At 72.3% G+C, this 17,060-nt stretch carries 18 protein-coding genes; 10 read left to right on the forward strand and 8 right to left on the reverse strand.

Annotated elements, in window-relative coordinates; all coding sequences use genetic code 11:
* Positions 1 to 27: 27 nt before the first annotated feature.
* Positions 28 to 1,593: a DHA2 family efflux MFS transporter permease subunit gene (locus Q7L65_RS25580; RefSeq protein WP_304725974.1), complete on the reverse strand. Its 1,566-nt coding sequence runs from the start codon at positions 1,591 to 1,593 to the stop codon at positions 28 to 30.
* 65 nt (positions 1,594 to 1,658) lie between these two features.
* Here Q7L65_RS25580 and Q7L65_RS25585 point away from each other — a divergent pair, with 65 nt between their 5' ends.
* On the forward strand, positions 1,659 to 2,318 hold the full coding sequence (locus Q7L65_RS25585; protein WP_304725977.1) for a potassium channel family protein: 660 nt from the start codon (positions 1,659 to 1,661) through the stop codon (positions 2,316 to 2,318).
* A 5-nt stretch (positions 2,319 to 2,323) separates the two neighbouring features.
* On the opposite strand, the gene Q7L65_RS25590 is transcribed toward Q7L65_RS25585, so the two are convergent.
* Together Q7L65_RS25590 and Q7L65_RS25595 are read right to left on the reverse strand one after the other, a co-directional pair.
* Positions 2,324 to 4,117: a sodium:proton antiporter gene (locus Q7L65_RS25590; RefSeq protein ID WP_304725981.1), complete on the reverse strand. Its 1,794-nt coding sequence runs from the start codon at positions 4,115 to 4,117 to the stop codon at positions 2,324 to 2,326.
* 21 nt (positions 4,118 to 4,138) lie between these two features.
* A complete protein-coding gene (locus Q7L65_RS25595) occupies positions 4,139 to 4,630 on the reverse strand; it encodes a DUF1269 domain-containing protein (RefSeq protein ID WP_304725983.1) in 492 nt (163 codons plus the stop codon).
* Between the two features lie 159 nt (positions 4,631 to 4,789).
* Here Q7L65_RS25595 and Q7L65_RS25600 point away from each other — a divergent pair, with 159 nt between their 5' ends.
* On the forward strand, positions 4,790 to 5,410 hold the full coding sequence (locus Q7L65_RS25600; RefSeq protein WP_304725984.1) for a TetR/AcrR family transcriptional regulator: 621 nt from the start codon (positions 4,790 to 4,792) through the stop codon (positions 5,408 to 5,410).
* 103 nt (positions 5,411 to 5,513) lie between these two features.
* Here the strand turns inward: Q7L65_RS25600 and Q7L65_RS25605 are convergent, their stop codons facing one another.
* Both Q7L65_RS25605 and Q7L65_RS25610 read right to left on the reverse strand, forming a co-directional pair.
* Positions 5,514 to 5,975 (reverse strand): DUF6325 family protein, encoded by a 462-nt coding sequence (locus Q7L65_RS25605; RefSeq protein WP_304725985.1) that lies wholly within the window; start codon positions 5,973 to 5,975, stop codon positions 5,514 to 5,516.
* Positions 5,976 to 5,989: 14 nt separating this feature from the next.
* A complete protein-coding gene (locus tag Q7L65_RS25610; protein WP_304725987.1) occupies positions 5,990 to 6,271 on the reverse strand; it encodes an SHOCT domain-containing protein in 282 nt (93 codons plus the stop codon).
* A gap of 135 nt (positions 6,272 to 6,406) precedes the next feature.
* On the opposite strand from Q7L65_RS25610, the gene Q7L65_RS25615 reads away from it, so the two are divergent.
* The 3 genes from Q7L65_RS25615 to Q7L65_RS25625 are packed head-to-tail and all read left to right on the forward strand — an operon-like array spanning position 6,407 to position 9,899.
* Positions 6,407 to 7,501, forward strand: a complete 1,095-nt coding sequence (locus Q7L65_RS25615; RefSeq protein WP_304725989.1) for a hypothetical protein — start codon at positions 6,407 to 6,409, stop codon at positions 7,499 to 7,501.
* A gap of 5 nt (positions 7,502 to 7,506) precedes the next feature.
* Positions 7,507 to 9,000, forward strand: a complete 1,494-nt coding sequence (locus Q7L65_RS25620) for an ATP-binding protein (RefSeq protein WP_304726163.1) — start codon at positions 7,507 to 7,509, stop codon at positions 8,998 to 9,000.
* The gene (locus Q7L65_RS25625; protein WP_304725991.1) at positions 8,997 to 9,899 is read left to right on the forward strand and encodes a YhjD/YihY/BrkB family envelope integrity protein; all 903 of its coding nucleotides are present in this window, start codon (positions 8,997 to 8,999) and stop codon (positions 9,897 to 9,899) included. Before Q7L65_RS25620 ends, Q7L65_RS25625 begins: the two co-directional genes overlap by 4 nt.
* On the opposite strand, the gene Q7L65_RS25630 is transcribed toward Q7L65_RS25625, so the two are convergent.
* Positions 9,838 to 10,647 (reverse strand): VOC family protein, encoded by an 810-nt coding sequence (locus tag Q7L65_RS25630; protein ID WP_304725994.1) that lies wholly within the window; start codon positions 10,645 to 10,647, stop codon positions 9,838 to 9,840. The two genes, Q7L65_RS25625 and Q7L65_RS25630, sit on opposite strands and share 62 nt — an antisense overlap.
* A gap of 178 nt (positions 10,648 to 10,825) precedes the next feature.
* On the opposite strand from Q7L65_RS25630, the gene Q7L65_RS25635 reads away from it, so the two are divergent.
* The gene (locus Q7L65_RS25635) at positions 10,826 to 11,368 is read left to right on the forward strand and encodes a GNAT family N-acetyltransferase (RefSeq protein ID WP_304725995.1); all 543 of its coding nucleotides are present in this window, start codon (positions 10,826 to 10,828) and stop codon (positions 11,366 to 11,368) included.
* A 92-nt stretch (positions 11,369 to 11,460) separates the two neighbouring features.
* Here Q7L65_RS25635 and Q7L65_RS25640 read toward each other — a convergent pair whose 3' ends face one another.
* Both Q7L65_RS25640 and Q7L65_RS25645 read right to left on the reverse strand, forming a co-directional pair.
* Positions 11,461 to 12,072 carry a hypothetical protein gene (locus Q7L65_RS25640; RefSeq protein ID WP_304725997.1) on the reverse strand — a complete coding sequence of 204 codons (612 nt, stop codon included), beginning with the start codon at positions 12,070 to 12,072 and terminating at the stop codon, positions 11,461 to 11,463.
* Positions 12,073 to 12,134: 62 nt separating this feature from the next.
* On the reverse strand, positions 12,135 to 12,764 hold the full coding sequence (locus Q7L65_RS25645; protein WP_304725998.1) for a carbonic anhydrase: 630 nt from the start codon (positions 12,762 to 12,764) through the stop codon (positions 12,135 to 12,137).
* 356 nt (positions 12,765 to 13,120) lie between these two features.
* Between Q7L65_RS25645 and Q7L65_RS25650 the strand changes: the two genes are divergently transcribed.
* Genes Q7L65_RS25650 through lipB form a run of 4 tightly spaced genes read left to right on the forward strand, consistent with a single transcriptional unit; the run spans position 13,121 to position 17,050 of the window.
* Positions 13,121 to 14,083, forward strand: coding sequence for a thiamine pyrophosphate-dependent dehydrogenase E1 component subunit alpha (locus Q7L65_RS25650; RefSeq protein ID WP_304726000.1), 963 nt, complete (start codon positions 13,121 to 13,123; stop codon positions 14,081 to 14,083).
* A complete protein-coding gene (locus Q7L65_RS25655; protein ID WP_304726003.1) occupies positions 14,083 to 15,054 on the forward strand; it encodes an alpha-ketoacid dehydrogenase subunit beta in 972 nt (323 codons plus the stop codon). The genes Q7L65_RS25650 and Q7L65_RS25655 overlap by 1 nt, the downstream gene beginning before the upstream one ends.
* Positions 15,035 to 16,273, forward strand: a complete 1,239-nt coding sequence (locus Q7L65_RS25660; RefSeq protein ID WP_304726006.1) for a dihydrolipoamide acetyltransferase family protein — start codon at positions 15,035 to 15,037, stop codon at positions 16,271 to 16,273. Before Q7L65_RS25655 ends, Q7L65_RS25660 begins: the two co-directional genes overlap by 20 nt.
* The gene (gene lipB / locus Q7L65_RS25665) at positions 16,274 to 17,050 is read left to right on the forward strand and encodes a lipoyl(octanoyl) transferase LipB (protein WP_304726007.1); all 777 of its coding nucleotides are present in this window, start codon (positions 16,274 to 16,276) and stop codon (positions 17,048 to 17,050) included.
* The last annotated feature ends 10 nt before the right edge of the window (positions 17,051 to 17,060 follow it).

A 17,060-nucleotide genomic window follows, 5' to 3' on the forward strand; every position in this document is an offset into this window, starting at 1 on the left:
CTTCGGTCCTCTTTGCGTTCAGGACCCTCACCCCACCGCCGCGTACGCGCTCGCGTCGTCTCCGTCAGCGTCGGCCGCTCTCTGGCGGCGCAGCATCAGGGCGGCCAGCACGGTCGCGAGCAGCAGCACGCCGGCGGCGACGTAGTAGGCGCTCGAGGTCGCGGTCGTGGCCGCCTCGCGCAGGTCGTGCGCGAGCGCGGGCGGGATGTCGGCGGCGGACGGGCCGCCGCTGCCGGCCGCGCCGCCGCTGGAGTTGAGCGCCGCCTCCAGCTGCGAGACGTCCGCGGCGGGGACTCTCTGCTGCGCGATCACGTCCTGGACCTGCGACAGCTGGACGTTGGCGACGACCGTGCCCATCAGCGCGATCCCGAGCGTCGCGCCGACCTGGCGCATCGTCTGGATCACGCCGGAGGCCTGACCGCGCAGCGCGGCCGGCGCGGCGTTCATCGCGTCGGTGTTGGCCGGACCCATCACGAGCGCGAGGCCGATCCCCATCAGCAGGTAGCCGGGGACGATCCAGGGATACGACAGCTTGCTCATCGCGGCCGCGTTCCAGATCAGCGCGATCGCGACCAGCCCGGCGCCGGTCGCGACCGGCAGGCGCGGGCCGATTCTGTCGTAGAGCGCGCCGGAGCGGGGCGCGATCACCAACAGCGGGAGCGTCAGCGGCAGCAGCGACAGGCCGGCCTCTATCGGGCCGAAGCCGAGCACGTCCTGGACCCAGATCGCGCCGAAGACGGAAACGCCGGTGAGGCCGAACTGGACCGCCGCGAGAACCGTGTTGTCCGCCGTGAAGTTGTGATTGGCGAACAGCCGCAGCTGCACCAGCGGCGCCGTCTGGCGCAGCTCCCAGAGAATCGTCGCCGGGATCAGCAACGCCGCCGCGATCAGCAGGCCGACGGTCTGCGGCGAGCCCCACCCCCACGTGCGCGACTGCATCAGCGCGAGCACGAGCGAGCCGATCCCGAAGACGATCAGCGGCGCGGCGACCCAGTCGACGCTGCCGCCCTGCGGTCTGTCCGGACGCAGTGTCGTCTGCGCCAGCACGAGCATCACGAGCCCCACCGGGAGGTTGACGAAGAAGACCGCCCGCCACGTCACGCCCTGCACCAGCAGGCCGCCGATCAGCGGCCCGAGCGCGAGGAAGATCATCGAGACGCCGGCGTAGACGCCCATCGCGCGGCCGCGCTCTCTGGGACCGAACGAGTTGATCACGATCGCGCCGCTGGCGGGCGTCATCATCGCGGCGCCGATCCCCTGGATCGCGCGCGCGACGATGATCCACGTCTCCGACTGCGCGAAGCCGCAGGCGGCGGAGGCGAGCACGAACGTCAACGCGCCGACGCGGAAGACTCTGACGTTGCCGAGGATGTCGCCGGCCCGTCCGCCGAGTGCGACGAAGACCGCGATCGCGAGCAGGTAGGCGTTGACGACCCATTGCACGCCGGTCGTCGACAGCCCGAGGTCGCGCTGCATCGTCGGCAGCGCGACGGAGACGACGGTCTGGTCGATCAGGATCATCGACAGAGAGCCCGTCATCGTGATCAGGATCCACCAGCGGCGATTCTCCTCGGTGATCCTCAGCTTCCCCATGGTGCTCCTCTTGTCGTCGCTGGATTCGACATGCCGCCGCCCGGACCGCGATGCTGTGCGCCGTCATGCGCATCAGACCACACCCGGAAGCTGCATATCGTTACGGCGTCGTATTGGTGCTCGCGCTGATCTCCGTCGTCTTCTTCATCGTCACGCCCGATCGACCTTTGAGCCGCGCGATCGGATTGCTGCTGACGACGTCGATGCTGCTCGTGATCGTGATGACCGCGCGCGGCGATGCGGTGCTGCGCGGCTCGACCGCCGCGACGGCAGGGGTCGTCGCGCTCGCGGTCGCGATCGCGGTCGTGTTCGACGCCGTGTCACCGTGGATCGGGTCGGCGCTCGGCGTCGTGCTGATCGGCGGCACGCTGTCGGAACTGGTGATCGGGCTGGCGCGGATGCTGCGCACGCAGGGCGTGACGATCAGAGCGGTCTCGGGTGCGCTCGCGGTCTACCTGCTGTTCGGGCTGCTGATCTCCGAGCTGGTGACGGTCGGCGGGCACATCGGCGGCAACGCGTTCTTCGCGCAGGGAACCGACGGCTCGCAGAGCCAGCACGTCTACTTCGCCTTCACGACGATGACGACGACCGGCTACGGCGACCTCACGCCGGCGACCTCCTTCGGCCGCGCGCTCGCGGTCATCGCGATGCTGGTCGGGCAGATCTACCTCGTCACGGTGATCGCGATGCTCGTCGGCAACCTGCGCCGCCGCAGAGTCGACTGAGCGGTTCACGCAAGCGCCAGCACGACGTCGCCGGGATGGCGCGCCGGCAGGTCGCCGGCGGCGAACGGGTGCACGGCGAGCGCGCCGTTGCGTCTGCTCTCGCGCACGACGAGGAGTGGGAGGACGGCGGCGTCCGCCGCGGCGATCTCCACGCGCGCCGCGCCCGCGGGAGGCGTGTCCGTCTCGACCACGCGCACCCGCGCGCCCGCCTCGAACCGCTGCGCCAGCTCCTGCGCGCTGGCGCCGTCGCCGAACAGCGCGGGTTCGAGCGTGCGGTTGCGGGCGACTATCTCCGGGCGGCCGTCGGCGGCGGGCAGCGCGAACACGCGCGCGGCGCCCAGCTCGCCGGCCAAGCGCGCGGTCAGCAGTTCGTTGAGCGCGTCGTCGGGCGTCGTCACGAGCACGAGCCCGATCGCCTCGTCGAGCGGGTCGTCGTCGACGGCGCCGTCGCCCAGCAGCGGGTCGCCGCAGACGACGAGGCCCTCGGCGCGCGCGGCGGCGGCCTCGCCGGCGTCCGGGCTCCACATGCGCACGTCGGCGCCCGCCTCGCCCAGCGCCCGCGCGAGCGCGCGCGCCCACGGCGCCGCGCCGACGACGAGCACCCCGGCCGGCTCGCCGTGCGTCAGCCCGAGCGAGCGCGCGACGAGCGGCGCCAGCACGGCGTAGACGCCGACCGTGCCGGCGATCACGGTGAAGACGATCGGCACGACCTTGTCGGCGCCCGGCGCGCCCTGCTGCGCCAGCTCCAGCCCGAAGACCGACGCCGTCGAGGCGGCGACGATCCCGCGCGGGGCGAGCGTCGCGACGAACGCGCGCTCGCGCCACGGCAGCCCGGTGCCGGCCGTCGACAGCAGCACGCCGAGCGGCCGCACGACGATCACCAGCCCGGTGACGACGACGAGCGCCGGCCAGCCGAGGTCGATCACGTCGGTCAGGTCGACGGTCGCCGACAGCATGATGAACAGCAGCCCGAGCAGGATCGCGCCGAGCGTCTCCTTGAACTCGACGATCCGCTCGATCTCGACGCGCTTCTGGTTCGCCAGCGCGACGCCCATCGCGATTGCCGCGACGAGGCCGGCGTCCTCGCGCAGCACGTCGGCGGCGGCGAACGCGGCGACGACCGCCATCAACGTCGCGGCGACCTTCTGGCGGTCGGCCAGCCAGCGCGCCTGCAGCAGCGGCATCAGCAGCAGCGCTCCGGCCGCGCCGCAGCCGAGCCCGACGACCAGCGTCAACGCGAAGTCGCCCACGCGCAGCGAGATGCCGCCGCCGGAGAAGTCGAGCGCGTCGAACGCGACGACGGCGAAGATCGCGCCGACCGGGTCGACGACGATCCCCTCCCACTTGAGGACCGAGCGGACCGAGCCGATCGGCCGGATGAAGTCGAGCATCGGCAGCACGACGGTCGGGCCGGAGACGATCACGATCGCACCGATCAGGATGGCGATCGCGTGCGGCACGTCGAGCAGCACGTCGACGAGCAGCGCGGCGCCGACCCAGGTGACCAGCGCGCCGATCGAGACGAGCCGCGCGACGACGGAGCGGACCGGGCCGGCCAGCTCCTCGCGCCGCAGCCCGAGCGCGCCCTCGAAGAGGATGATCCCGACGGCGATCGAGATCGCGTCGGTGAAGGCCGGCCCCAGCAGCGCCTCGGGGTCGACGAGGTTCAGTACGTCGCCGGCGAGCACGCCGACGACCAGCAGCGGGACGATCGCGGGGATGACGAGGCGCGCAGCCAGCAGCTGCGCGCCGACGGCCAGCACGACGACGAGCGCCAGGCCGACCAGCTCGTCATCCATGGTGCGATTCCGTGAAGCGGCTTACGCCTCTTCGGCGAAGGTCTCGCGGAGTCTGGCCTCGTCCTCGTTGGAGAGATTCGTGTAGAGCAGCTCGGCGTTGGAGAGGTCGAACTCGGCCTCGACCTTGTCGAGCACGGCGTCCGACGTCAGCAGGAACAGCGCCGACGTGCCCGGCGTGATTCTGTCGCGCGCCTGCGCGATGAATCTGTCGTCGATGCCGACGTCCGTCAGCGAGCCGGCGATCGCGCCCGCGGCGGCGCCGACGGCGAGGCCGAGCAGCGGGATGAAGAAGATCAGGCCGAACAGCAGGCCCCAGAAGGCGCCGCCCATCGCGCCCGCGCCGGCGAGGTTGTTCAGCTGGCGGGTCTTCGGCTTCTTCTTGCCCTCCTCCCAGCTGACGATCGCGGCGTCATGGATCTTGATCAGGCCCTGCTTCTGCAGCTGCTCGAGCTTCTCGATCGACTGCTCGGCACCGGCGGGGTCGTTGATCTTCCACACTGTCAGCGTCGCCATCTGTGGTCCTTTCGGGAGGGGGAAGCGCCGTTCGCGCTCCTGCCCGGCGGACGCTACGGACTCGTTGTCGCCAGGTCAATAAGCCGACTCTCGAACTCCACAAGTGTGGAGCTTTCCGTGCGGGGAACTGGCGCGCATGCACGGGGTAGGGTGGGACTGGTGAGAACGGACCCTCCCCGCTGGAGCCGCCTCGATCCCGACGCCCGTCGCGGCGAGATCGTCGCCGCCGCCAGACGTCTCTTCACGACGCGCCCGTTCGCGTCCGTCTCGATCACGGCGATCGCAGAGGAGGCGGGCGTCTCGCGCGCGCTCGTGACGCACTACTTCGGCGGCAAGCGCGAACTGTTCCTCGCCGTCCTGCAGCAGTTCGGCGAGCTCGGCAGCATCGTCCCGCGGACCGACCTGAGACTGCCGATCGAGGAGGTCGTCGCGCGCAACGTCGTCGCCTGGCTCGACTTCATGGAGGCCAACCAGGAGATCGCCTACGCGATCGCGTCGCTGACCTCGATCGACCGCGACCCCGCCGTCGCCGCGGTCGTCGACGACATGCGCGACAGAATCGTCGACCGCATGCTCGTCAACCACTTCGGCGCGACCGACGTGCCGCCGCACGTGCGCTTCGTGCTGCGTGCCTACACCGGCTTCGCGCAGGTCGCGGTCGCCGACTGGCTGTCTGGCAGACGCGCGACGCGCGAGCAGGTCCGCGTGCTGATGACGCGCGGGCTGCTGACGATCGTGCGCGAGGTGCTGCCGGCGGTCGGCGAGGCGAGATCAGATTGAGCGGGGCAACGGTCGCGCGCCCGGAATTCGCCGGACCAGGCGCACGACCGCGACCCGCACACCACCGTCGCGCGCGATCGCTCCGCTCCCCCCTCCGACTTGTTCAGGCGTTCAGCCCGATCGCCTCGAGGTCGAGCGGGTGGACCCACGACTCGGCCAGCATCTGACCGCCGAGGCCCTGCAGCTTCTCCCGCAGCGGGATCGCCCAGCGGTGCTCCAGCAGCGCGATCGCGGCCGCCGTTCCGGGCGGGATCGCGTCGGCGACGAACCAGATGTCCTCGTCGTCGGCCTCGATCTGCTCCGCGTGGCTGGGCAGGCCGGCGTCCGCCTCGGCCTGCAGGCCGGTCAGCGCGCTCAGCAGCTTGCCCAGCTCCGCGTCGCCGTCGGCCGCAGCCTGCACCTCCAGCAGCTGCACGGTGCCGTCATGCGCCTTGCGCACGGCCAGCACGTCGACGAGCCGCACGATGTCCTGCTCGGCGAGCCGCTGCAGCTCCGCCAGCAGCTCGCCTCTCGGCTCGCCGCCGTCGAAGCCGAAGACGACGAGCTGCATCGGTCCCAAAGTCATCTCTCGTGATCCTCTCAGGCGCCCTGGAGCACTTTCGCCTTGGCCGCGTCGAACTCGGCCTGAGTGAGCGCGCCGGCGTCGAGCAGCCCCTTCAACTCGTTCAGCTTCGTGACGAGGTCCCCGCCCGCGGGCGCCGCTGCGGGCGCGGGCGCGGCGACGGGCGCCGGCGCCGCAGGAGCGGCCTGCTGCTGCTCCAGCTGCTCCAACCGCTGCTCCTGGTCGGACTCGCGGTAGCTCGATCTCGCGGCGCGCTTGCCGGCCATGTAGCCGGCACCGCCCATCATCGCGGCCCGCATCAGCGGTCGCCGCCGGGGCACAAACATGGCACTCTCCGTTCGTGAAATTGGCGATGCGCAAATTATCCACCGCGAACCTACCGGGGTTCAACCGTGCCCACCACGACGCCCACCACTCCAGATAGCGTTGCGCCCATGCCGCTTCGCAGCCGCATCCTGATCGGGCTCGCAGGCGTCCTGACCGTGCTCGCGCTGCTGGGCGCATGGGCCGACCGTCAGCTGCTGAACACCGACGACTGGACCAGCACCAGCGCCGCGCTGCTGCGCGAGGACTCGATCCGCAATCCGGTCGCCGACGCGATCGCGGCGCAGGTCGCCGACGGCTCGCGCGCGACCGACCTGCTGCAGGAGGTGCTGCCGCCGCGGCTGCAGCCGCTGGCGCCGCAGGCCGGGGCGCTCGTGCGCGAGGCCGCGCAGCGGGCGACCCAGCGGCTGCTCGACACGCCGAAGGTGCAGCAGCTGTGGGTCGACGCCAACCGCATCACGCACCGGCAGTTCGTGAGACTGGTCGACGGCGACGGCACCGTCGTCAACGGCACCGGCGTCGTGCTGGACCTGCGCCCGCTCGCGGTCCAGGTCGCGCAGCAGGCCGGTTTCAGCGGCGACCGGCTGGAGCGGCTGCCGCAGCCGGCGGGGCGGATCGTGCTGGTGAGACCGAAGCAGCTCGACACGCTGCGCAAGCTCGGCGACGTGCTCGGCACGCTCGCGTGGCTGCCGGGCGTGCTGGCGCTGCTGCTGTACGCGGCGGCGATCTGGTGGGCGCCGAGAGCGCGGCGGCGCGCCGTGCTCGGCACCGCCGTGGCGCTCTTCACAGCCGGCCTGATCGTGCTCGTCGCGCGGCGGATCGGCGGCCACGTGCTGGTCGACGCGGTCGCCGCCGACGGACCGTACGTCCCGACGGCGCAGGCGATCTGGCGGATCGTGACCTCGCTGCTGGCGGAGCTGGCGGTGGTTACGATCGTCGTCGGCGCCGTCGGCGGGTTCGGCGCCTGGCTCGCCGGCCCCGGCCCGCGCGCCAGCTGGCTGCGAGCGAAGACAGCTCCCGCGCTGGCGGTCCCCTTGAGCGGTGCGCTCGGCGGCGCCGCGCTGATCTACCTCGTGCTGCTCGCCTGGGGCCCGCTGACGGTCCTGCGGCGCCCGCTGCCGATCGTCGTGTTCGGCGTGCTGCTGCTGGCGGGCGTGTGGCTGCTGCGGGAGCAGATCGTGCGGGAGCAGGAGGACGCCGCGTGAGCGCGATGGATGCGCTGCCGCAGCGGATGTCCGCGTACCGCGCGCTGCGCGAGCAGGTCGAGCGGGCGCTGCTGCCGCTCGCCAGCTCGCTCGACGGGCGCAGATTCTCGCTGCAGGCGTCGCTGCACGACCTGCAGCTGCGGCCGGGCGGCTACGTGACGCTGCGCGACGACGCCGGGCACGAGCGGCTCGGGCAGCTGGAGTCGCTGGAGCTGGTGCGCGAGGAGGCCGCGAACCTCGCGCTGCCGAGCGCACAGGACGACGTCCCGAGCATCTCGACGCGGCTGATCGTGCGCTGCGCGCGTGGCGAGGGGCGGCTCGTCGACGACGATCCGACCGCCTTCCACGACTACCTCGCAAGCCCGGCCGACCCGCGCAGGGTCGCCGCCTGGCTGGCCGCGCGCGGCGCCCGCGCGCCGCTGCCGATCGGCGAGCTGGCACGCGCCGACGGGGTCCCGTACGCGATCGACGCGCGCGGCTTCGACCGCCACACGTTCTTCTGCGGCCAGTCCGGCTCCGGCAAGACGTACTCGCTCGGCGTCGTGCTGGAGCAGCTGCTGATCAACACCGAGCTGCGCGTGATCGTGCTCGACCCCAACTCCGACTTCGTGCGGCTGCGCGAGGCACATCCGCGCGCGGACCCGGGCGTCGCGCAGACGTGGGCGAGCGCGGCGGCGCGGATCGCGGTGCATGCGGCGACGGTCCCCACCCACCCGCTCGACGAGCCGCTGCGCCTGCGCTTCCCCGAGCTGAGCCCGGCCGCCCACGCGGCGCTGCTGCGACTGGACCCGATCGACGACCGCGAGGAGTACTCCGACCTCGCGCAATTGCTGCGCGAGCGCCCCGGCGACGTCGAGGCGCTCGGGCGCGCGCTCGCGGGCGAAGGCAGACGGCTGGCGACCCGCGCCCGCAACCTCGGCGTCGACCGCTTCGCCGTGTGGGCGCGCGAGCGGCCCGGCTCGCTGCTGGACGCGCTCGACCGCGACGACTGGCGCTGCCTCGTCGTCGACCTCGGCTCGCTGCCGGAGCCGGCCGAGCAGGCGCTCGTCAGCGGCGCGCTGCTGGAAGGGCTGTGGGCGCGCCGCCAGCAGCGCAGACCGGTGCTCGTCGTGATCGACGAGGCGCACAACGTCTGCCCAGCCGCGCCGGAGAACCCGCTGACCGCGCTGGCGACCGACGCCGCCGTGCGAATCGCGGCGGAGGGGCGCAAGTTCGGGATCTACCTGCTGGTCTCCACCCAGCGGCCCCAGAAGGTCCACCCGAACGTCGTCTCGCAATGTGACAACCTCGTGCTGATGCGACTGAACTCGGCTGCGGACGCGGCCCATGCGGCCAGCGTCTTCTCGTTCGTGCCGCCGGCGCTGATCGAGCAGGCGACCGGCTTCGGGCTCGGCGAGAGCCTCGTCGCCGGCCGCATCTCGCCGCACCCCGCGTTCGTGCGCTTCGGTGCCCGCGTCGCGCAGGAGGGCGGCGCGGACGTTCCCTCAGACTGGGCATGAGCACGAGTCCCAGGGACCCGTTCGCCTGGCTCAGCAGACCGATCGCGGGCCGCACCGTGCCGGCGCGCGCGGTCGAGCTGCTGCGCGCCTGCGCCGATCGCGTGATCCGGATCCAGTTCGTCGACCGCGCCGTCGCGCTCGGCTCGCTCGCGTTCACCGCGCTGGTGCCCCTGCTGGTGATCGTCAACGCCTACATGCCCGGTGCCGACGGCATCGGCGAGACGCTGATCGAGCGCTTCAAGCTGTCCGGCTCGACCGCCGACCTCGTCAACCAGGTGTTCGCCGAGCCGGAGACCTCGCGCGGCGCGATCTCGGTCTTCGGCGTCCTGCTGCTGTTCGGGTCGGCGTTGTCGTTCACGCGCGCGCTGCAACGGCTCTACGAGCTGGCCTGGCGGCTGGACGCGCGCGGCTGGCTCGGCACCGTCGCGGGCCTCAGGTGGCTGGCCGGAGTCGTCGTCTGGGCGACCTTGGTCGGGTCGGTGCGCCAGTGGCTGCTGGACGAGACCGGGCCGGTCGCGTCGCTGGTGATAATCCTCTCGACGGGCGCCGCGCTGTGGCTGTTCACGCCGTGGGTGCTGCTGGCCAGACGCATCGAGTGGCACAGACTGATCCCGACCGCGCTGCTGACGTCGGTCGGGATGACCGCGCTGTCGGTCGGCTCGATCGTCTACATGCCCGAGGCGATCGCCTCCTCGGCCGACCGCTACGGCTCGATCGGGATCGCGATCGCGCTCGTCTCGTGGCTGGTCGGGACCGGCTTCGTGCTCGTGCTCTGCGCGGCCGTCGGGGCGGTCCTCGGCGGTGAGACCGACACCGCCCCGACGGACGCGCAGACCGCTACGGCTGGGCCGGCGCCGGCAGTTGGATCAGCGAGACCGCCGCTCCGACAGGATCGTTGAGAACCGCGATCCGGCCGGCGGGCGTGTCGAACGGCGCGACCGCGACGAGCCCGCCGAGCGTCGTCGCCAGCTGCGTGCTCGCGTCGAGGTCGGAGACCGCGAAGTAGGTCATCCAGTGCGCCGGCAGGTCGCTCGGCCAGAGGTCGCCGTCCATCGGCATCAGGCCGCCGATCGCGCTCTGCGGATCGGGCTCGCCGTCGCCCGCGAGATGCCATGTGAAGTAGCGCCCGGCGGGCATCTCCAGCGCAGCGCTGCGCCAGCCGAAGACGGCCGCGTAGAACGGCAGCGACGTGTCGACGGCGCGGGTCGTCAGCTCGTTCCAGGCGAGCGCGCCCGGCTCGTTCACGATCCCGGCGCCGCGGTGTCTGTTCGCCTGCCAGACCGAGAAGACCGCGCCGCCGGGATCCTGCACGACGGCCATCCGCCCCGCGTCGAAGACGTCGAACGGCGGCGCCAGCACGTTGCCGCCGGCGGCGCTCGCGCGCTCGGCGGCCGCGTCGGCGTCGTCGACCGCGACGTAGGTGTTCCAGGCCGGCGGCGCGCCCTCCAGGCCCTGTGAGCTGATCGCGGCGACGTCGCGCTCGCGCAGGCGGGCGATCAGGTAGCTGGCGGTCGCCTCCGGGGGCATCGTCTCCTCGGTCGTCCAGCCGAGCAGTTCGCTGTAGAAGACCGCGGCGCTCGCTGGACTCTCGGACGCATGGTCGACCCAGCACGGCACACCGTGCTCGTAGCTGTCCCGTTCGCTCATGCTGATCCTCCTGCCGCGGATGGTCGTCCTCGGACCCTAATCCTGTCCATGGACGGGCGGAACAGCGCGCGACCGCGCGGGCGCCATCATCGCCAGCGGTGCGGGACGATCTGCGCGAGCGGGCGCGCGTCAGCCGCTCGCGCGTCGGAGGAACGGGTCGTATGGCAAAGTGCTGGCGATGATCCGCCCCGCCGACCCCGCCCGCGACGGCGCCGCCTGCGCCGCGATCTACGCGCCGTCCGTCAGCGACGGCGCCGCCTCGTTCGAGGAGATAGCGCCCGACGCCGGGCAGATGGGCGAGCGGATCGCGCAGCTGAGCCGTGTGCACCCGTTCCTGATCTGCGAGCGCGACGGTCGCGTCGCCGGCTACGCCTACGCGGCTCAGCACATGACGCGCGTCGCCTACCGCTGGGCCGCGAACGTGTCGGTCTACGTCGATGCGGCGTACCACCGCAAGGGCGTCGGCCGCGAGCTGTACGCGGCGCTGCTGGACGCGCTGCGCGCGCAGGGCCTGCGCGTCGCGTGCGCCGGCATAACGCTGCCCAACCCCGGCAGCGTCGGGCTGCACGAGTCGTTCGGCTTCGAGCAGGTCGGCGTCTACAGAGCGATCGGCTGGAAGGCCGGCGCCTGGCGCGACGTCGGCTGGTGGCAGCTGCAGCTGGCGCCGCAGGACGAGCCGCCCGGCGGCGCGCCGCCGCCGGAGCCGCTGCCGCCCGCCTGACCCGCGCGCCGCGCCACGCCGCTCGCCCGGCGGACCGACAGATCGCCACCCCTCAGCAGCAGCAATTCTTCGGTGGTGGAAATCGGACGGGGCTAGCGGGTGCCCGCCGCGAAGTGGGCGTTGGACTCGGCGCCGCCGAATCTGATCCCGGCCGGGTAGGTCGCGACGACGTCGACGACGGCGCAGAACGCTCTGTCGGGATCGCTCACGCGCGGGACGCAGACGCGGTAGAGGCTGCCGTCGACGATCGCGACGACGTCGGCGAGGTCGACGTGACGGCGAAACTCGGCCGGTGCGTCCTGCTGCGCGCCGATCCAGGCGCGACCGCGCGCCAGCGCCTCCGTCTGCGCCGCCGCGTTGCGCCGCAGCTCGCCGCGATGCAGCAGGCCGGCGGTGAACAGGCCCGCGGTCAGCAGCAGCACGAGCACGATCCCGACGCGGTCGCGGGCGACGAAGCCCGGCAGGTCCGGCCGCGCCGTGCGCAGCACGACCCCGCCCAGCGGCGCCAGCGCGGCGACGGCGAGCAGATTGAGGAAGGCGGCCAGCAGCAGCCCGCCGACGAGATCCGGCCCCTCGCCGGAGATCGGCAGCCGCGCCAGCAGCAGCCCGTCGACGACGACGAGCACCGCCAGCAGCGGCGCCAGCGCCGCCCCGCGCAGGCGCCAGCGCAGCCGAGACGACCACACGCGCTCCGTCGAATCCACCGACCCAGCCTACGCCCCGGCGCGCGTGTGAGCGGCTGCAGCGCCGCAGTGGCGCGACCTGCTTAGGAGACCGTCTCGGCGAGTGGTCTGAACATGCCCTGATCCACGTCGTAGACCTGCACTTCGCCGGTCTTGATGTCGTAGACCCAGCCGTGGATCGCGAAGTCGGGCTCCTTCAGGCGTCTTGCGATGAACGGGAGCGTGCGCAGGTGCTCCAACTGCACGAGCACGTGCTCGCCGACCGCCACGCGCATCAGCGCGTCGCCGTGCAGGTGCGCGTAGCGCTCGCGCACGATCTTGCCCGTCTCCTGGGAGCTGAGCAGCCACCGCTCCAGCGTCGGCAGGCCCTCGATCGTCTCCGGTCTGAGGATCGCGTCGACGGCACCGCAGTGGGTGTGGCCGCAGACGACGACGTCGCGCACGCCCAGCACCTCGACGGCGAATTCGAGCGAGGCGGCCTCGCCGGGCGCGTCGCCGCCGCTCGCCGGCACGATGTTGCCGGCATTGCGCACGAGGAAGATGTCTCCTGGCGCCGCCTGCGTGAACATCTCCGGCAGCACGCGCGAGTCGGAGCAGCTGACGAGCGCGATCTGCGGTCTCTGCCCGTCGTGCGCGAGGCGCTCCATCAGCGACCGCTGGCTGCGGAAGCCCTCGCGCTTGAAGTCGTGGATCCCGGCGAGGAGGTTTCTCATCGTTGATGGATCCTAGGCCCCGCGCGAGCGGATCGCCCCCAGCCGTTGCGACAGCGATGGCGCAGGTCGGATGCGTGACCTTCCGACGAACGCGACCTCACCCACCCGGTCGGGGGGTCGGCGGAGGAGTAGCCTCCAAGGTGATGTGTCCCCTGTGGTCGTGCCCGATCGGAGACCCCGGAAGAGCACGCAGGGAGCCGGACGGAGATCCCGCTCCGGTTCACGAATCGAAAGGGTGAGGCAGGATGGCGACGCAGACTGCGCAACCGGCGGCAGCGACGGCGGACGACGTACCTGACGTACCGGCGCACCTGACCCGCGACGACCGGGTCGAACTGCTCCGCACGATGCTCATGATGCGCGGCATCGAGCAGCGCGCGATGAGCCTCTACCGCCAGGGCAAGGTCCCCGGCTCCTTCTACGACGGCTACGGCCAGGAGGCCGTCTCGGCCGGCGCGACGTTCGCGATGGCGGCGGCCGATCGCATCTGCGCGCTGCATCGCGACCTCGCCGCCCACATCGTGCGCGGCACCGAGCCCGAGCGGATCCTCGCCCAGTACATGGGCCGCGCGACCGGCGTCACGGGCGGGCGCGACGGCAACGTCCACTTCGGCGACAGGGACCGCGGCGTCGTCGGGATGGTCTCGATGCTGCCCGACATGATGCTCGTCGCGACCGGCATGGCGATGGCGTTCAAGCTGCGCGGCGAGGCGCGCGCGGCGCTGACCTTCTTCGGCGACGGCTCGACCTCGCGCGGCGACTTCCACGAGGCGCTCAACTGGGCGGCCGTGCAGCGGCTGCCGGTGATCTTCGTGCTGGAGAACAACCAGTACGCCTACTCGACGCCGCTCGCGCGCCAGTTCGCCGTCGAGCCGATCGAGCGCGCGCGGGCGTACGGGATGCCGGGCGTGAGGGTCGACGGCAACGACGCCGAGGCGATGTTCGAGGTCACGCGCGCGGCGCGCGCCCGCGCGATCGACGGCGGCGGCCCGACGCTGATCGAGGCGGTCACGATGCGGATGCACGGCCACGCCGCGCACGACGACATGAGATACGTGCCGCCGCAGCTGCTCGAGCGCTGGCGCGAGCGCGACCCGATCGAGCTGCAGCAAAGACGGCTGACGGCGCTGGCGCCGCCGTTCGACGTCGCCGCGCTGAGCGACGCCGTGCAGGCCGAGGTCGACGCCGCGACCGAGCGCGCGCTGACCGCGCCGATGCCCGACCCGGCGACCGCGACCGACGGCGTCTTCGCCGTCGGCGAGGCGGTCCCGCTCGGCGACGGCCGGGCGCCCTGGAGCGGCTTCGCGCGGGAGTCCTGATGCCCGAGTTGACGTACCTGCAGGCGATCTCAGACGGGCTGCGCGACGAGATGCGCGCGGACGAGCGCGTCTTCGTGATGGGCGAGGACGTCGGCGAGTTCGGCGGCGCGTTCAAGGTCACAGACGGCTTCCTCGCGGAGTTCGGCGAGGGACGCGTGATGGACACGCCGCTGGCCGAGTCCGGCATCGTCGGGACCGCGGTCGGCGCCGCGGTCGTCGGCATGCGCCCGGTCTGCGAGATGCAGTTCTCCGACTTCGTCGCATGCGGCTTCGACCAGCTCGTCAACGTCGCGGGCAAGATGCACTACCGGCAGGGCCTCGCCGTCCCGATCACGGTGCGGCTGCCCAGCGGCGGCGGTTTCTCCGGCGGCCCGTTCCACTCGCAGAACCCGGAGGCGTGGTTCATGCACTCTCCAGGCATAAAGGTCGTCGCCCCTTCCAATCCCGAGGACGCGAAGGGAATGCTGATCGCGTCGATCCGCGACCCCAACCCGGTCGTCTACCTGGAACACAAGAACCTCTACCGGCGCGTCAAGGGCGAGGTGCCGGCGGGCGCGTACGAGACCGACTTCAGCGCCCGCGTCGCGCGCGCCGGCGACGAGCTGGTCGTGATCGCCTACGGCGCGATGGTGCACACGGCGCTGGAGGCGACCGCGCCGGAGCAGCTCGACGGCGCCGCGGTCGAGGTGCTGGACCTGCGCTCGCTCGTGCCGCTCGACGAGGAGGCGATCCTCGCGTCCGTGAAGAAGTGCTCGAAGGTCGTCGTGCTGGACGAGGCGAACTCGACCTGCGCCGCCGGCGCCCAGGTCGCGGCGCTGATCGCCGAGCGCGGCTTCGAGGACCTCGACGGGCCGGTCGTGCGGATCGCGACGCCGGACGTCCCGATCCCCTTCAGCCCGCCGCTGGAGCAGGCCGTCCTGCCGGGCGTGGAGCGCGTCAAGGAGGCGTGTCGTGACCTCCTCGCGTACTAAGCCCGCCACCGCCGCCGCTGGCCTGGTCGACGTCGAGATGCCGCAGATGGGCGTCTCAGTCGTCGAGGGGACGGTCGTCGAGTGGAAGGTCGCGATCGGCGAGGAGATCGCCGCCGAGCAGACGATCTGCGAGATCACGACCGACAAGATCGACACCGAGCTGCCGGCGCCCGCCAGCGGCGTGCTGCGCGAGATCGTCGTCGCCGTCGGCGAGACGGTCGAAGTCGGGACGGTGCTGGCGCGGATCGCGGCGGGCGAAGGTGCTGCGACGGCCGCCGCTCCCGCGCCCGCGATTGCGCCGGCCCAGGCGACGAACGGCAACGGCAACGGGCACAGCCGCCACTACTCGCCCGTCGTCACGCGAATCGCTGCGGAGCACCACGTCGACCTGACGCAGGTCGCCGGCACCGGCCGCGACGGCCGCGTCCGCAAGCAGGACGTGCTCGCGTTCGTCGCGCAGGCGGCGCCCGCCGCGGATCCGCCGCTGCACATCGAGAGCCCGTACAGGCCGGATCCGGCGCCGGAGGCGAACGGCTCCGGCACGCTCTCGCGCATGCGCCGCCAGATCGGCGAGCACATGAAGCGGTCGCTGGAGACCGCGGCGACCTGCACGACCTGGATGGAGGTCGACATGGGGCGCGTCGAGCACGCGCGCAAGCAGGCGCGCGTCGGCGACCTCAGCGGGATCACCGCGCTGCCGATCGTCGCGCGCGCGACGATCGAGGCGCTGCACGAGTTCCCCGCGCTGAACGCGACGCTCGACGGCGAGCGCTACGAGCAGCACCGCCGCATCCATCTCGGCATCGCCGTCAGCCTCGGCAGGGAGGGCGGCCTGATCGTCCCCGTGATCCGCGACGCGCAGGAGCTGTCGGCCGAGGGGCTCGCGACGCGGATCATGGATCTGGCCAAGCGCGCGCGCTCCGGCAGGCTCGCGCCGGACGAGGTCCACGGCGGCACGTTCACGATCACCAACCCCGGTCAGCACGGCTCGATCATGGCGACGCCGGTGATCAACCAGCCGCAGGTCGCGATCCTCGATCTCGAGGCGATCGTCAAGCGGCCTATCGTTGTCAGCGACGATGACGGCAACGACATGATCGCGATCCGCCCGCAGACGATCCTCGGACTCTCCTGGGATCACCGCGCGCTCGACGGCGTGCTCGCCGCGCAGTTCCTCGGCGCGGTGCGACGGCGGCTGGAACGCTGGGAGCGAAGCTGAATGGGACACAAGCCGGTGAAGGAGACGCTCTGGGTCGTCAGACTCGGAGTCGTCGCGTACGAGGAAGCGCTCCAGCTGCAGGAGGCGCTGCGCGTCAAGCGCCAGGACGGCGAGCTGCCCGACGTGCTGCTGCTGCTGGAGCACCCGCCGGTCTACACGCGCGGGCGCCGCTCCAGAGACGGCGAGCTGTCGTTCGCCCCGGAGTGGTACGCCGAGCAGGGCGTCGAGATCGTGACGGTGCCGCGCGGCGGCCTGCTGACCTACCACGGCCCCGGCCAGCTGGTCGGCTACCCGATCGTGCGGGTCAAGGAGGTGAGAGCGCACGTGCACCTGCTGGAGCAGACGCTCGTCGACGCGCTCGCCGACGAGGGGATCGCCGCGCACGCGCGCGAGGACGACGGCCCCGCCTACATGGGCGTGTGGGTCGACGGCGAGCGCAAGCTGGCGTCGGTCGGCGTGCACGTCGCGCAGCACGTCTCGACGCACGGCTTCGCCGCCAACGTCGACAACGACATGCGGCCGTGGGAGTGGGTCACGGCCTGTGGCCTGCCCGGCGTGACGATGACCTCGATCGCCGACGAGCGCGGCGAGACGGCCCGCACGCACCCGCCCGCGAGCGAGCCGCTGGCGCTCACGCGCGAGCCCTCCGCGACGGTCGAGCGCTTCTCCGCGCACGTCGTCAGACGCTTCTCGGAGCGCTTCGGCGTGCGCGCGGTCGAGGTCGACCGCGGCGCGCTCGGGGTCGAGCTGCCCGAGCCGGAGCCGGCGGCGGGCTGACCCTCCCTCG

The organism is Conexibacter sp. CPCC 206217 (assembly GCF_030646165.1).
GTDB lineage: Bacteria > Actinomycetota > Thermoleophilia > Solirubrobacterales > Solirubrobacteraceae > Conexibacter.

Coding starts and splice junctions, on each gene's coding strand:
- Q7L65_RS25595 (WP_304725983.1), bottom strand. CDS start 4,630: ATGGCGACGCTGACAGTGTGGAAGATCAACGACCCCGCCGGTGCCGAG.
- Q7L65_RS25620 (WP_304726163.1), top strand. CDS start 7,507: ATGGATGCGCTGCCGCAGCGGATGTCCGCGTACCGCGCGCTGCGCGAG.
- Q7L65_RS25605 (WP_304725985.1), bottom strand. CDS start 5,975: ATGACTTTGGGACCGATGCAGCTCGTCGTCTTCGGCTTCGACGGCGGC.
- Q7L65_RS25655 (WP_304726003.1), top strand. CDS start 14,083: ATGCCCGAGTTGACGTACCTGCAGGCGATCTCAGACGGGCTGCGCGAC.
- Q7L65_RS25625 (WP_304725991.1), top strand. CDS start 8,997: ATGAGCACGAGTCCCAGGGACCCGTTCGCCTGGCTCAGCAGACCGATC.
- Q7L65_RS25615 (WP_304725989.1), top strand. CDS start 6,407: ATGCCGCTTCGCAGCCGCATCCTGATCGGGCTCGCAGGCGTCCTGACC.
- Q7L65_RS25580 (WP_304725974.1), bottom strand. CDS start 1,593: ATGGGGAAGCTGAGGATCACCGAGGAGAATCGCCGCTGGTGGATCCTG.
- lipB (WP_304726007.1), top strand. CDS start 16,274: ATGGGACACAAGCCGGTGAAGGAGACGCTCTGGGTCGTCAGACTCGGA.
- Q7L65_RS25590 (WP_304725981.1), bottom strand. CDS start 4,117: ATGGATGACGAGCTGGTCGGCCTGGCGCTCGTCGTCGTGCTGGCCGTC.
- Q7L65_RS25630 (WP_304725994.1), bottom strand. CDS start 10,647: ATGAGCGAACGGGACAGCTACGAGCACGGTGTGCCGTGCTGGGTCGAC.
- Q7L65_RS25585 (WP_304725977.1), top strand. CDS start 1,659: ATGCGCATCAGACCACACCCGGAAGCTGCATATCGTTACGGCGTCGTA.
- Q7L65_RS25635 (WP_304725995.1), top strand. CDS start 10,826: ATGATCCGCCCCGCCGACCCCGCCCGCGACGGCGCCGCCTGCGCCGCG.
- Q7L65_RS25645 (WP_304725998.1), bottom strand. CDS start 12,764: ATGAGAAACCTCCTCGCCGGGATCCACGACTTCAAGCGCGAGGGCTTC.
- Q7L65_RS25650 (WP_304726000.1), top strand. CDS start 13,121: ATGCGCGGCATCGAGCAGCGCGCGATGAGCCTCTACCGCCAGGGCAAG.
- Q7L65_RS25610 (WP_304725987.1), bottom strand. CDS start 6,271: ATGCGGGCCGCGATGATGGGCGGTGCCGGCTACATGGCCGGCAAGCGC.